This window comes from Thermogemmatispora argillosa (assembly GCF_059696725.1).
The window spans coordinates 1,124,612-1,138,817 of the sequence record NZ_AP019377.1 but is presented as its reverse complement, the minus strand read 5'-3'; the positions used below and the strand labels follow the sequence as shown (position 1 = coordinate 1,138,817).

The 14,206-nt window shown below is 60.8% G+C and carries 10 protein-coding genes and 1 pseudogene; 4 read left to right on the top strand and 7 right to left on the bottom strand.

From position 1 onward, the window contains the following. Positions 1-28: 28 nt before the first annotated feature. Positions 29-937, top strand: a complete 909-nt coding sequence (locus AC6H1L_RS04470; RefSeq protein WP_497600338.1) for a hypothetical protein — start codon at positions 29-31, stop codon at positions 935-937. A gap of 136 nt (positions 938-1,073) precedes the next feature. Here AC6H1L_RS04470 and AC6H1L_RS04465 read toward each other — a convergent pair whose 3' ends face one another. From AC6H1L_RS04465 to AC6H1L_RS04445, 5 genes and pseudogenes are all read right to left on the bottom strand, one after another. Next, a complete protein-coding gene (locus tag AC6H1L_RS04465; protein ID WP_497600337.1) occupies positions 1,074-1,988 on the bottom strand; it encodes a DMT family transporter in 915 nt (304 codons plus the stop codon). A 548-nt stretch (positions 1,989-2,536) separates the two neighbouring features. After that, positions 2,537-3,397 carry a sulfite exporter TauE/SafE family protein gene (locus tag AC6H1L_RS04460; RefSeq protein ID WP_497601509.1) on the bottom strand — a complete coding sequence of 287 codons (861 nt, stop codon included), beginning with the start codon at positions 3,395-3,397 and terminating at the stop codon, positions 2,537-2,539. Between the two features lie 99 nt (positions 3,398-3,496). Further along, a pseudogene (locus AC6H1L_RS04455) lies at positions 3,497-3,862 on the bottom strand (DUF1634 domain-containing protein); the annotation flags it as partial. 404 nt (positions 3,863-4,266) lie between these two features. After that, positions 4,267-5,052 carry an SDR family NAD(P)-dependent oxidoreductase gene (locus AC6H1L_RS04450; protein ID WP_497600336.1) on the bottom strand — a complete coding sequence of 262 codons (786 nt, stop codon included), beginning with the start codon at positions 5,050-5,052 and terminating at the stop codon, positions 4,267-4,269. Positions 5,053-5,291: 239 nt separating this feature from the next. Beyond that, a complete protein-coding gene (locus AC6H1L_RS04445) occupies positions 5,292-6,251 on the bottom strand; it encodes an MBL fold metallo-hydrolase (protein WP_497600335.1) in 960 nt (319 codons plus the stop codon). Positions 6,252-6,677: 426 nt separating this feature from the next. Between AC6H1L_RS04445 and AC6H1L_RS04440 the strand changes: the two genes are divergently transcribed. Both AC6H1L_RS04440 and AC6H1L_RS04435 read left to right on the top strand, forming a co-directional pair. Beyond that, complete coding sequence (locus tag AC6H1L_RS04440; RefSeq protein ID WP_497600334.1) at positions 6,678-8,219, top strand: carboxylesterase/lipase family protein; 1,542 nt, start codon at positions 6,678-6,680, stop codon at positions 8,217-8,219. Positions 8,220-8,342: 123 nt separating this feature from the next. Further along, positions 8,343-9,284, top strand: coding sequence for a U32 family peptidase (locus AC6H1L_RS04435; protein WP_497601508.1), 942 nt, complete (start codon positions 8,343-8,345; stop codon positions 9,282-9,284). A 149-nt stretch (positions 9,285-9,433) separates the two neighbouring features. On the opposite strand, the gene acs is transcribed toward AC6H1L_RS04435, so the two are convergent. Further along, entirely contained in the window at positions 9,434-11,374 is a 1,941-nt protein-coding gene (gene acs / locus AC6H1L_RS04430) for an acetate--CoA ligase (protein WP_497600333.1), read from the bottom strand. Positions 11,375-11,914: 540 nt separating this feature from the next. Between acs and AC6H1L_RS04425 the strand changes: the two genes are divergently transcribed. Beyond that, entirely contained in the window at positions 11,915-13,444 is a 1,530-nt protein-coding gene (locus AC6H1L_RS04425; RefSeq protein WP_497600332.1) for an outer membrane protein assembly factor BamB family protein, read from the top strand. Positions 13,445-13,638: 194 nt separating this feature from the next. On the opposite strand, the gene AC6H1L_RS04420 is transcribed toward AC6H1L_RS04425, so the two are convergent. After that, positions 13,639-14,085 carry a nuclear transport factor 2 family protein gene (locus AC6H1L_RS04420; protein WP_497600331.1) on the bottom strand — a complete coding sequence of 149 codons (447 nt, stop codon included), beginning with the start codon at positions 14,083-14,085 and terminating at the stop codon, positions 13,639-13,641. Positions 14,086-14,206: the final 121 nt, after the last annotated feature.

The window sequence follows — 14,206 nt, the reverse complement described above, 5'->3', positions numbered from 1 at the left end:
TGAGAGGAAGGGAGAGTTAGGCAAGAGAATGTCTCTAGAACAGTCCTGGCTGGTCACCCGTGTCAGCGCCCAAGAGCATGCCATTGCTCTCCTCAGCGCAGAAGTCAAGGGGCTGGCCTCCAATGTGCAGGTGAGTTTCCGTCAGCTGGCCGAGTATCAGCTACGCAGCGAGCGTCAGATCGAAACGCGTTTTGAACGTCTAGAATCGCTCCTGGTAGCAACTCGCGAGGATGTGCGCATTGTGCAGGAGCGAACGGCGCTGCTAGAAATGCGCACTGGCAGCCTGGAAAACCGCCTGACCAGCCTCGAAGGTCGAATGGTGGGGCTGGAGAGGCGCGTGGAGAAGGTGGAGGGGCGGTTAGAGGCCTTGGAGACGCGTATGGAGAAGGTAGAGGGGCGGCTAGAGGCCTTGGAGACGCGTATGGAGAAGGTAGAGGGGCGGCTAGAGGCCTTGGAGACGCGTATGGAGAAGGTAGAGGGGCGGCTAGAGGCCTTGGAGGGGCGCATGGAGAAGGTAGAGGGGCGGCTAGAGGCCTTGGAAGGGCGTGTAGCTGCCATCGAGGAGAAGATGGCTACCAAAGAAGATATGGCGGCCTTAGAGACACGCATCGAAGAGAAGATGACGAGCTTAGAGACACGCATCGAAGAGAAGATGACGAGCTTGGAGACACGTATCAAAGGGGAGATGACGAGCTTAGAGACACGTATCAAAGGGGAGATGACGAGCTTAGAGACACGTATCAAAGGAGAGATGGCAAGCTTAGAGACACGTATCAAGGAGGAGATGACGAGCTTAGAGACACGTATCAAAGGAGAGATGATGGCCTTAGAGACACGTATCAAGGAGGAAATGATGGCCTTAGAGAGCCGCATTGTCGAGGCACTGACTCAACTTACTACTTTGGTCGCAGGGCGTCTGACAAGCCAGGCTGATTAGAGCTGTTGCTCCTATTTCCACATATGACAATATGTTGCTATACTAGCCCGTCTGTGGAAAGCGAGCACGAGGACTAGAGGGAAACGTCCGCCGCAATCGCAAGCGGGCATTTCCCTCGTTTACCAGGGATTGTCAATCAGAGTGAAGCCAGCACGATACCGAGCGCCAACACCAGACCACCCAACCAGAAGCCTGCTCCCAGTTCCTCCTGCAATAAGAGAGCGCTCAGCAGGCCACCGACCAGCGGCTGCGCGAAGAAAAAGACCGCGGCGACACCGGCGGGCAGCCGTTCCACGCCACGGTACCAGAGGAACCAGGCGAGAGCCGTTGCGCCCAGCCCCAGGTAGAGCACACTTGCGAGCGAACCGAGCGAGAAAGAGAGTTGAGGGAGCTGACTCAGCTCCCAGACTGCCAGCGGCACAAAAAAGACCAGGCTCCACAGCGTTCCGTAGGTTGTGATGACCAGAGCCGAGTACTTGCGGACCAACGGCGTCCCAAGCACAGTAAACAAGGCCCAGAAAAAGGCCGAAATAATGAGCAGCCCGTCGCCGAGGAGCACCGAGCGCGCCTGCGTACTTGCTCCGTTGCCCTGCTCACTCCCGACGATGATCACCACGCCGACCAGGGCCAGCAGCGTGCCAGCGACAACGCGCCAGCGCGGGCGCTCGCCAAGCAGCAACCAGGCCAGGGGCACAATGAAGAGGGGCGTAATCGTCGTCAGCAGCGCGCCGTCGTGGGCGCTGGCCAAATCAGTGCCAATGAACTGCGTCGTAATAGTTGCTGCGATGCACAGGCCGAGTAGCGGCAGGCGCCAGCGTTCCCGGCGCTGCAAACGCTCCCTTGAGCCCCGCAGGCGCAGCACCAGCCATAGAGCGGCGCCTCCCAACAGAAGGCGCAGCAGTCCCAACGTGACCGGAGGAATGGCGCCAAAGCTGGCGCGGCTTACGACATACATGCCTCCCCAGAGGCAGGAGGCCCCTAGAGGCGCCAGGCCCGCCAAACTGCGCATGCCACGGCGCCGGCTCATCAAAGGTGGAGGGGAAATACGCACGGTAACCTTTCCTCAATCCTCATTACTAACAGGGCATGCAGAAGGGCATCAGCAGAAGACTATAACAGCGCCAGGAGCGAAAGCCTGCTTGCTGAGCCAGCCGGTCGCAACGACCTGTTTGTAGCGAGGCACAGTGACGAGAGACCAAAAACAGCCTCCGCCCAGTGTGGGATCTCCTCCTCACGTGATGGGATACAATGAGGAAGAAGCCTGAAAACCCCCTGGGAAAGATGCCTGTGCCTCTGCTCGGGAGCGCTCTGCTCCGCCAAAACCGGCTGACTACATACTATCAGCCAGACTGGCGCTCAGAGAGAGCAGATGAGGAGAGGGCAGGGGGGACGAATCTGTGGATGAAAGCCGGCTACGGCAACCATACGCTGGACTATGCTCCACTCGATCAGAAACTGCTTACAACCATTAACAATGATGCCATAGAAATCAGTCGCAAATCAAGGGCACGGCCTGAGCGAGGCTTCAACGCTGTCCCAGGCCGTCCCCTGCCCTGGTTGCCTGACCTCGGCTGGTGCCCAGGGTGTCCAGCGCCAGGGCTAGAAGCCCCCAATTCCCAGACCATGTAGAATCATCTCTACGGCGGTTGCTACAATGACCGGTAGAAAGACCAGTCGGATAACCCGATTGCTCAGGTGCGAGAGCAAGCGGGAACCGATCAAGGCTCCGAGGAGAATGCCCAGCGCCACCGGTGCCGCCACCAGAGGCGGAATATCGCCGCGGGCAAAGTAAATGCCGGCGCTCGCGGCTGCCGTCACACCGATCATAAAGTTACTCGTCGTCGTCGAAACCTTTAGAGGCAGGCGCATCACAACGTCCATTGCCAGCACCTTAAAAGCGCCGCTGCCGATGCCCAGCAGGCCCGAGATCACGCCGGCCAAGTACATCAGGAGCAACCCCAGAGGTGTGCGCGTCACCTGATAGCTTACCTCGCGTCCCAGGTGCTCATCGGGATAGCTGCTTGCCAGATTCAGGCGCGTTGCCAACCAGTCATTCTTCACGCCCGCAGGCAGCTCCTCGCCCATTTTGAAGAGCGTGGGCAAAGCCGACAGCAGCAGAATAACACCAAAGATGACCCCTAGGACACCCGGCGCTAACAAGCTAGCCAGAAAGGCGCCACTAATGGCCCCTGTAGTGGTGGCCAGCTCCAGGAACATACCGACGCGCATATTCGTCATGCGGTCACGCACGTAGGCCGCTGCTGCGCCGCTAGAGGTGGCGATCACGGAGATAATGCTAGCGCCGATGGCGAAGCTGATCGGCAGACCAAAAGCCAGCGTCAGCAAAGGCACGATCAGCACGCCGCCGCCCAGACCAATCAAGGCACCAAGCAGGCCAGCAGCTACTGAGCCGCAGAAGATAAGGATGAAGACAAGGGCGGAGAACTGGAAATGCACCAGACTACTGAGATGGGCGCTGCTCGTACCGCGATCGCCGAAGAAAAGGCTATAGAGCAAAATCAGGAGCACGACCAGGGTAATCAGCACGTAGCGGAAGTCGCGCTCAAGAGCGAAGGCAATGATCGAAGTTGCGACGCGCAGCACGGGCGTGGCGATTAGCACAACCAGGCCGAGGACGATCAGCGCCACAGCCTGCCCTTGAAGTAGGCCTAGCGCCAGATCCGCTAGCGAGTGAGGAAACCGGGCCACACTCGTAGCTGCCGGACCACCAGGCTGCAGAAAGAGCCAGATGACGCCGGCCACAATAATGGCGGCGCTCACCAGAACGCCGCCCTGAAGAATCCAGCCAATAACGTTGGCGGCCTGGGCGTCAACAGCGCGGGAGGTCGTGGCTGTAACTCCAGTTGCGGGCTGCCGCTGCTTCACCTGCGTAGCTGGCAGCGGTCCTGTGTTGTTGCGGGTCATGCTCTCCTGTCTCTCCTGCCGTTGGAATGCTGCTAGAGGGCTAGCTTAGGGCAATAGGGGGAAATTGCGCTGGAAGCAGTGCAGCAGCGAGCTGCCACACCGGATGAACCGTGATGCTTTGCGGGCTAGTTTCCTCCCCCCTTTATGAACTATAGATCATCCTTCGCAAAAATGCCACGTCATCGCTCTTCCCTCCAAGGGCAAAGGCCCGCACTCCATGAGCGGGCCTTTGCTCCTCCTGTCTGGACCAGGAAACCAACCTGACTGACCAGCGCCGGCAGCAGGCGCAGTCGCGCACGGTAGAGACAGGATCACAGGCGCTCTGCCTGCTTCCGGCTGAGCGGGAACTGGCTCTGAAGCCTGGCGCCAGGAATGCGGGCGGGAGGCGCTGAAGATGCTAGAGACTACTGGGGAGTATCGCCTTGATCCCACCACAGCCCCATACGGGCGGTGGTGCCGCCATCGACATAGAGCACCTGACCGGTGATAAATTCGGCGGCATCCGAAACGAGAAAGGCGACCGCTGGCCCAATGTCTTCAGGGTGGCCAACGCGTCCCCAGGGAACCAGGGTATTGCCCAGCTCGCGCGTATAGCCAGGAATAGCGAAATAGCGCGGCACCTCGATGATGCCGGGGCCAACAGCGTTGACCCGGATACGCCGCGGCGCCAGCTCGATGGCCAGCTCGCGAGTGAATGCGATAATCGCTCCTTTGGTAGCAGCGTAGGCCGAGTGGCGTGGAAAGCCGGCGTAGCCATGAATCGAGGTGATGTTAACGATGGAGCCGCCGCCGCGCTTGAGCATATAAGGCACGGCCTGCTGAGCGCAGAAGAAGTAGCCGCGCATATTGAGGTCAAACACCTCGTTATAGGTCTCCTCGCTGATCTTGAGGAAATCGTCGGCGCGCGTTACCCCAGCGTTATTGACCAGGATATCCAGGCCACCCAGGGCCTCGGCGACCTCATCGACAACACGGCGGCATTCGGCGACGTGGGCCAGATTACCTTTGACAGCGACGGCCTTGCCGCCCAAAGCTTCAATCCGCGCCACTGTCTCGCGGGCACCCTCTTCGCTGTGGGCATAGTGAATACCGACACTGGCACCCTGGCGCGCCAGCTCAATCGCAATGCCCTGACCGATGCCCATGCCGGCACCGGTGACCAACGCCAGGCGACCGGAAAGTGTTCCCATAGTTTCGCTCCTCTTACTGTGCCTTCCTTTCTCTCGGCTGAGGAAGTGAACCGTGACAGCCTTGTCGTCTTTCCAGCTCGTTAGCTCGCTCGCAAGCGAGCCACAGAGCAGATCAGGGACAGCTCGACCGCAGGTAGTGGCCGTACACTCTGGTCTGGTCTCTTCTGTCATGCGGCTGGCTGAGCTGTACTGGACCAGACTCCAGAGAGCTGGCGACAGCCTCAGTCAAGAGAGGCTGGTCAGTTTCTGACAGCTTCCCAGGCCACCACCCCCTCGCGTTGGAGCCGGCGCACACGTCCGTAGCGCTCCAGCCAGCGCATGTGCGCCTCTAAAGCGTACTCCAGGTCGGGAGGGAAGCCAAAGGGACCGAGCAGAGGATCAGCTAACTCAATCAAGCGCGCCAGCGTCAGTGGCTCCTGAGCCTCGGCCAGCAGGCGCGCCAGCACGGCATCGGTGCGCAAGACAAAATCGCGGCTCGCCTGCAGGAACGCCGTCACCTCCTGATCGCGCATGATGGGGAAATGACCGGTGAGCAGAAGAGCGGGCTGTAACGAAGCGATGGTCTGGATAGAAGCGAGATAGATATCACGATCGGTATAGGGGGGAGGAGCCGTCGGAGCACCGTCACGATCGATCTGCGTGGCGCCATTGAGGGCATCGCCGATGATGGCAACACGCCGGCGTGGCTCCCAGAGCATCAGATGGCCAGGTGTATGGCCGGGCACATGCAGCACCTGTAGCAGCAACTCTGGCCCGCAGCGGATATCTTCGCCACCGGTCAGGCCCAGGGTAGTGGGAATAGGATTCCCCTGCCAGGAGCGCAGCATCTGCGTCATTTCCGGGGCATAAGTCAAGCCATGATCAGCGTGGTAGGCATCGTAGCGCTCGCGGAAGATCGCCTCTGCGTCCTCGATCCAGCGCCGATCGAGGGCCGGCACCAGCGTAAGCGCGCGTGGGCAGGCGGCACGCAGTGTCTCCAGGCCGCCGAAATGGTCGACGTCGCCATGGGTCACCAGAATCATATCGAGGCGGGCGGGGTCGCCCAACATTTCCGCAAGCCAGGGAATCAGCACCTCGCGCGCCAGCTCCGGCGTACCCGCGTCGACCAGCAGCGAGCGCTCACCGATGATCAGATGATGGGCCATCAGCTTCTTGCCGATGTAGGCTTCCTGGCGGTAAATGCCAGGTACAATCTCCATGACCTTCCTCCATTTCTTGATGCGGCTTGACGTTCAATGGCCACGTAACGTATAGTTCCTGTGGCAGGGCTATCGCACCGCATGACAGTCGCCAGAAGATGAGAGGTCGGCATACTCTAATGGTACATCAAACAAGTGCCGCTGCTCAATGCACCCGTTTCCGCTACTGCTTGCCCAGTTGGCCCCTCTCAAAGAAGCGTGCTGCGTCGACGTGGCTCTTTTGTCTTCCCCTGGTTCGATCCTCTCGGAAGACAATAGGAGCCTGATTACAGGGCTTGCCTTTGCCAGCAGAGCGAGAAGAGCAGAGCCAGCGATCTTACTGTGGCCCGTGCCTACCAGACCAGGGAGCAAAGACAGGGAGAAAAAGAGCTGCTGAGTGAGGCGCACGACAAAACAGCCAAACCAACGAAAGGGAGCAACGGAGCGATGGCTGATCTCATCGTTGAAACCTCGGCAGGCAAAGTCAGAGGAACAACCATCCACGACATCGCAACCTTCAAAGGCATCCCCTATGGTGGGCCAACGGGAGGACGCAACCGCTTTCGACCGCCAACCAGGCCAGAGCCCTGGACTGGGGTCCGCGATGCCCTGCAGTACGGGCCGGCCTGTCCGCAGCCGCCCGAGGGAATGAAACGCCTGCGGGCCATCATCGGTGAGGGCAGGCGCGAAGAAGAAAGCGAAGACTGCCTCTATCTTAATGTCTGGACTCCGGCGGTGGCCGATGGCCGCAAGCGTCCCGTGCTCTTCTGGTGTCACGGTGGTGGCTTCAGCATGGGTTCTGGCTCGGCGGCCTTCTATCGCGGCACCAATCTCGCGCGGCGCGGCGATGTAGTGGTCGTCACCGTCAACCACAGACTGGGGCCGTTTGGCTACCTGCACCTGGCCGATCTGCTCGGTGACGACTATGCCGAGTCCGGCAATGTGGGCATGCTTGACCTGGTGGCCGCTTTAGAGTGGGTGCGCGATAATATCGAGGCCTTTGGCGGTGATCCCCAGAACGTCACTATCTTCGGCGAGTCGGGAGGAGGCGCCAAAGTCAGCGTCCTGATGGCTATGCCGGCGGCGGCGGGCCTCTTCCAGCGGGCCATCGTCCAAAGCGGTCCTGCTCTGCGCATGGCCACGCGCGAAAAGGCGACCGAGCGCGCCGAACGCCTGCTTCAGGCCCTGGGCATCACGCGCGCCAACGCGGAGCAGCTATATGAGATACCGACGCAGCGCATCATCGAAGTCAACGACGCTGTCAACCCCAACGCCCTCGGTCCCTGGGGGCCGGTCGTAGACGGTCACACTCTGCCCCAGCATCCCTTTGATCCCGAAGCGCCGGCAATCTCGGCTCAGGTTCCCCTGATCATAGGCACCAACAAGGACGAAGCAACCCTCTTCCTGCTCGGTGATGGGCAGCTCAACACCCTTGATGAGGAAGGCCTGCGCAAGCGGGCTCTGGCTCTGCTCAGGGACAGCGATGCCACTGAGCGTTTGCTGGCAGCCTACGCGCGTGCCTATCCCGAGCGAACGCCGGCGGAGCGCTACACTGCCCTCCTGAGCGATGCCATGATGCGTATCAACTCCATTCGCCAGGCCGAGCGCAAAGCCAGGCAAGGAGGGGCGCCCGTCTACATGTATCTCTTCACCTGGGAGACGCCGATTCTCGACGGCAGGCTCAAATCATGCCATGCGCTTGAGATCCCCTTTGTCTTTGACAACCTGGAGCCGGCGCGGCGCTTCCTGGGAGCCAGTGAGGGCCTGAAACCGGAGCTAGAGGAGTTGGCTGCCAAAATGAGCGGTGCATGGCTCGCCTTCGCACGCGACGGCGTGCCGGCAGCCCCAGGCCTGCCGGTCTGGCCGGCTTACACCCTGGAGCAGCGGGCCACTATGATCTTTGACCTCGCCTGTCGCCTTGAGAACGATCCTGGCGGCGAGCTGCGCCGGGCCTGGGAAGGCCTCCCCGTACGGGGCATGTCCGAATAGGGCGGAGAGGAGAGGAGCGGCGGCGATCAGCGGTGCAGAGCGCAGAGCCAGGCGACAAGAGTACTGGCGCCTGGCGAGTACGCACTAGATAGAAGACAGGAGCGCAAAGCAATGGCTGAGCTGATGCGGGAAACGCGCGAGTTCTTGCGACGGCTGGGCCTGCCGACAGGAGACGCGCACGAACTGCCCACCTCCTCCAAGCGTTTCCCCGATGGTGCCCAATATCGGGTTGAGATTCCCAGCGTTGAGGGGCCGGCGGCCCTGGAAGCCGTGCGCGAAGCGGCGCGCGCCTATGGGGTACGCGTGCATCGCGTCTCGCAGGGCAGCGGCATCATGCTCCTGCGTAGCGATGAGATAGCGGCGATGGCCCGGCTGGGGCACGAGATGGGGGCCGAAGTGAGCCTCTTTGTTGGGCCGCGTGCCGGCTGGGACACAGGGGCCCAGTTCTGGAGCCGTTCCGGGCGCAATCTGGGGGCCAGGCAGCGCGGTATGGACCAGCTCATCTACGCTCTGGAAGACATCCGCCGAGCTGCGCACCTGGGCATCCGCTCGGTACTGGTCGCCGACGAGGGCCTGCTGTGGGTGGCCAGCGAAATGAAGAAAGCTGGCGAGCTGCCCGCGAACTTCGTTTTCAAGCTCTCGGTTCAGATCGGCACCGCCAACCCGGCGGCGGCACGCGTCATGGAGCAGCTTGGGGGCAGCACACTCAATACGCCAACCGATCTCTCGCTGGCCCAACTGGCGGCCATCCGACAGGCGACCGATATGCCGCTCGATGTCTATGTTGAGGCGCCCGACGACTTCGGTGGCTTTGTGCGTCACTACGAAATTGCCGAGCTAGTGCGGGTGGCAGCGCCGGTCTACCTCAAGTTCGGCTTGCGCAACGCCCCCGACGTCTATCCCAGCGGCGGTCATCTGGAGGCCACCGTCGTCGCCCTCTCGCGCGAGCGCGTCCGGCGGGCCAGCATCGGGCTGGAACTGTTGCAGCGCTACTATCCCGAGGCCACGACCTCCGAGCTACGCGCGCCAGGACTAGGTGTCCCCGAGCCGCCTACCGCAGATTAGAGGAGTAGCGCGACCGCCGGCAAAAAGAGCGACCGAGTGTAAGCATAGTGACACTCGGTCGCTTTCCTCTCCTGGCGAGTAGGAGGCGCTGCTGTCTACTTAGACTCGGACTAGCTCACATGCGAGCCGTTGGCGCTCAGACCAGGCGGCTAGCCCTCCAGCGTCGTCACATCGCCCAGTGGCTGACCCAGCTCGCGGGCGCGCAAGACGCGGCGCATGATCTTGCCGGAGCGCGTCTTCGGCAGCGCGGTCACAAACTCGATCTCATCGGGGACGGCGATCGGACCGACGTTCGTGCGCACGTGCTGCTTCAGCTCCTGGACCATCGCCTCCGACGGCTCGTTGCCGGCCTTCAGGATCACAAAGACCTTAATGTGCTCACCTTTGACCGGATCGGGCTTACCGATGGCGGCAGCCTCGGCCACTGCCGGATGGCTCACCAGGCTCGATTCAATCTCCATCGAGCCAAGGCGATGGCCCGACACCTTAATCACATCGTCAACGCGGCCCTGGATGCGGAAGTAGCCGATCTCATCGATCGTCGCGGCGTCGCCAGCGAAGTAGACGCCCGGGATCGTCTCCCAGTAGGTGCGGTAGCGGGCCGGGTCGCCATAGATTGTACGCATCATCGACGGCCAGGGGTGACGGATAATCAGGAAACCGCCCTTGCCCGTCTCGACCGGGTTGCCATCCTTATCGACCACCGCCGCATCGATGGTCGGGAGCGGACGGGTCGCGCTGCCCGGCTTCAGCGGCAGGATCACTGTCGGGCTAATCAGGATAGCGCCTGTTTCGGTCTGCCACCAGGTATCCATCACTGGCAGCGCATCGCGCCCAATGTTGTGGCGATACCACATCCAGGCTTCGGGATTGATCGGCTCGCCGACCGTGCCCAGAATGCGCAGGCTCGACAGATCGTGCTTGGCCGGCCACTCCTCGCCGAAGCGCATCAGACCGCGGATAGCCGTGGGCGAGGTATAGATGATGGTCACCTTGTACTTCTCCACCACGCTCCAGTAACGGTCGGGGGCGGGATACTGCGGTGTGCTTTCGAAGAGCACGCCGGTGGCGCCGTTCAGCAAGGGACCGTAGACGATGTAGCTATGGCCGGTCACCCAGCCGTTATCAGCGGTGCACCAATAGATATCATCGGGCTTGATATCGAAGACGAACTTCGTCGTCGCGTAGACGCCAACGGCGTAGCCGCCGTGGACATGCACCACGCCCTTCGGCTTACCGGTGCTGCCGCTCGTGTAGAGGATATAGAGGAGATCCTCGCTATCCATCTCCTCGCAGGGCACTACCGTATCGTTGGGGATGTCCTGGAGCAGCTCATCGGCATAGACATCGCGCCCGGCCTGCATCGGGACCTCGGTGCCCTCGCGCTTGAAGACGATCACTTTCTCGATCGTGGGGGTATTGGCCAGGGCCTCATCGCAGATCTTCTTATACTCAATCAGCTTTCCCCCGCGATGGCCTGTATCGACCGTGATGAGGACCTTCGCGCGCGCATCGTTGATGCGCTCCTCCAGAGCGCTCGCAGCGAAGCCGCCGAAGACCACCGTGTGAATCGCCCCCAGGCGGGCCGTGGCCAGCATCGCGGCGACCTGCTCGGGAGTGACAGGCATGTAAATAGCAACGCGGTCGCCCTTCTTCACGCCCAGGTTCTGGAGAGCCTTGGCCAGGCGATTGGTCAGCACATAGAGATCCTCGTACGTCAGCGTGCGGCTGGAGCCATCATCGGCCTCCCAGTAGTAGGCTACCTTCTGGCGCGTCGAGGTTTGCATATGGCGGTCAAGACAGTTATAAACGATGTTGAACTTGCCGCCGACGAACCACTGAAAGAAGGGCTTCTCGGTCCACTGGAAGGTCGTATGCCAGGGCTGGAACCAGTGCAGCTCTCGCGCCATGTCCTCCCAGAACTCCTCACGGTGCTCCAGCGACCAGCGATAGAAATCCTCGTACTTGTCAAAGCCCTTCGACTTCATGTAGGCCATGATGTTGGCCCGCTCGACGACTTCGGGGGATGGGGGAAAGAGCCGCTCCTCCATCAGGATGGTGTCGGTGTTCTCAAAGCCGAGGTTGCTCATGACTGCTTCGTCCTTTCTGTCTGACGCTTGCTCTCATCGCCGCCGACGGCGATGGAGTGGGGTTGAAGAAGAAACGACATACCGCAAGCTGATTGAGAAGGGCCAGTGTCGCGACGCGCCACGCGCGAGCGGTCAAAAAATAACCCTCTACCGAGCTATTACCTGGCGGGCCAGGCTGCGCACCCTGACCCGGGGCCGTGCCAGGCACCGTTAAAGGGCCAACTCCCGCGCGTGATACAGATGGAGAGGAACGACGAGGTCCTGCCACTCCAGGTATTCCGCCGTGTGATACTGTATCGCATAACCTATCGCACTGCGATACGTCATGCATGATAGCATATTTACTAGCGTGCGTCAAGGGTAGCATCTACCTACCTGCACGAAAGTACCATCTCTGCCTCCTGGTCAGATGGAATACTCTGCTATCATGCTATTCGTAAAAGATAGGTTATTGTTGGAATGCATATGTTTGATGTATTTTCAAAAGATTTGCGCAAGAAATGAGCGATAGCAGAACTCTCTTGCCGAGGAGAAAGGCATATGTCCAGAACAGCACACGCAGATCGTGAAAGAAACTTGTTTGAATCGGGAGAGAAAGGAGCCTGGGGCACAGGAAGCAGGGCTGACAGGCTCTGGCTATGGAGAAGTCGAAGAAGAAGACAGTGGCCAAGATGGGGACTATTAACGCTGCTCCTTGGGCTACTAATCGCCTGTGGGGGGAATGCCACGACTGGTCTCGCCACGCCGACAGCCTCAGCGCCGGTTCTCGCCACGCCGACCAGCGCGATTACAGCTACGGCCACCGCACCCGCAACCAGCGGAGGAGGTTCAGACTGGACCACCTACCATCGAGACAACACCCGGAGCGGCTACGTTGCGGCTGCGCCTGATCCGGCCCGCCTTGTCTCCCTCTGGACCAGTCACCTGGACGGAGCTGTCTACGCCGAGCCTCTCGTTGTACATGGGCGTGTCATCGTCGCGACCGAAGGCGACTCCCTCTATGCCCTCAACCTGAGCGATGGTAGCGTAGTCTGGCGTACCAAAGTCGGAACGCCCGTGCCTCTTTCAAGCCTGCCATGTGGCAACATCGACCCTTTGGGCATTACCGGCACCCCTGTCTATGATCCAGCCACCAACCTGGTCTTTGCTGTAGCTGAAATCAGCGGCCCGCAGCACATCCTTGTCGGGGTCGATGCCGATAGCGGGGCCCTCAAATTCCGGCGTAGCATTGACCCGCCGGGCGCTGATCCGCGTGTCCACCAACAGCGGGCTGCTCTGGCGCTCGCCAACGGGCGCATCTATGTCGCCTATGGAGGACTCTACGGCGACTGCGGTAACTATCGGGGGCGGGTGGTAGCTGTCCCCACCACTGACCCCCAGGCGGCTATGCTGACCTTTAGCGTGCCCACACCCCGCGAAGGCGGTATCTGGGCCCCTGCGGGACCAGCAGTCGATCAGGCGGGCGATATCTATGTCTCAGTTGGCAATGGGGCTGTCACCGAAGGCGCCTGGGACCACAGCGACTCGGTGCTGCGCCTCTCTCCGACTCTCCAGCTTGAGGATGGCTTTGCGCCAGCGCAGTGGGCCAGCGATAATGCCGCCGATCTCGATCTCAGCTCCTTGGGGCCGGTCCTCCTGCCCAACGGTCTGCTCTTTATCGCCGGAAAATCGGGAATGGCCTATCTACTGCGGGCCAACGCTCTAGGTGGTGTTGGGGGACAGCTCCAGGAGCAACGGCTCTGCGATGCCTACGGTGGGGCGGCGCGTGTCGATAATGTCATCTATGTTCCCTGCTCGCTCGGGGTGCTTCAGGTAACCATCGCCAGCGGTCCGCGCATTGTCCGTGGCTGGCAAGCGCCGGCGAACATTAACGGCTCGCCTATCGTAGGCGGCAACACCCTCTACGTCGTAGATCGCACAGGAGCGCTCTACGCTCTCAATCGCCAGACGGGAGCGGTGCGCGCTCGCATTGCAATTGAGCCGACGTCGCGTTTCGCCACGCCGACACTGGTCGGGCGCACCCTGCTGGTCGGCACTATGAGCGGGGTTGTCGCGGTGGGCATCGCGTAGCCAGCGACCAGCGAAAGGAGGGAAAGGGGAAAGAGAGGGAGGGCAACCAGGCGGAGAGAAAAAGGCAAACAACATCATGGCCAGGCCGGCCTGGTGGGGCGGAGGAAGCTCCGGCACAACGCTGGCCCCAGTTTCCTCCGCTGGCGTGGCCTGGTGCGGCTCTCGTTGCCGGCACCGTCCTGCAACGCTCTCCCTTAGCTCTGGTGAAGCGCGGCTCCTAGCGCACGCAGCGTATCCTCAGTTCTCTGCTGGGGTGGGGCTTTGACTCTCAAGCTTGTGATAAAGGCTCCTTCAAAAGTGCACTCCAGCCCGGCCTCTAGGGGATCATTCTCGCTAGCACGGTGTGCGCTGGGCTGAGAGCCCGGGCCTTCTTCGCTGCTGAAAGACTGGACGGGCAGACTGGCGAATTGCAGATGCGCAGTCACGCGATTCCCCATTTCGCACAAATGCTGAAGGTGGAAGCGCAAGGAAGGAAGAGCACTCTGAAGTGTCTGCAACAGCTCCAGGAATTGAGGCTTGCTGAGGTGTTGCGTGCCAGTTCCGTAATACACGAAGTGGTCGGCGAGATAGGCGGCGGCTTGCTGGTAGTCCTTCTGCTCCAGAGCCGAGGCGAGCGCCATAAGCGTTGCAGCCTTACTCATGTAAATACCTCCTCTTCATGAAATTATTGTGATTGGCACATCTCAGACAGAACATCTCTCTTCCCTGAGAGCCTGCTTAGTTGGCCAGGACGAAACGGTCGTCCTCTTTCTGGTACGTCGC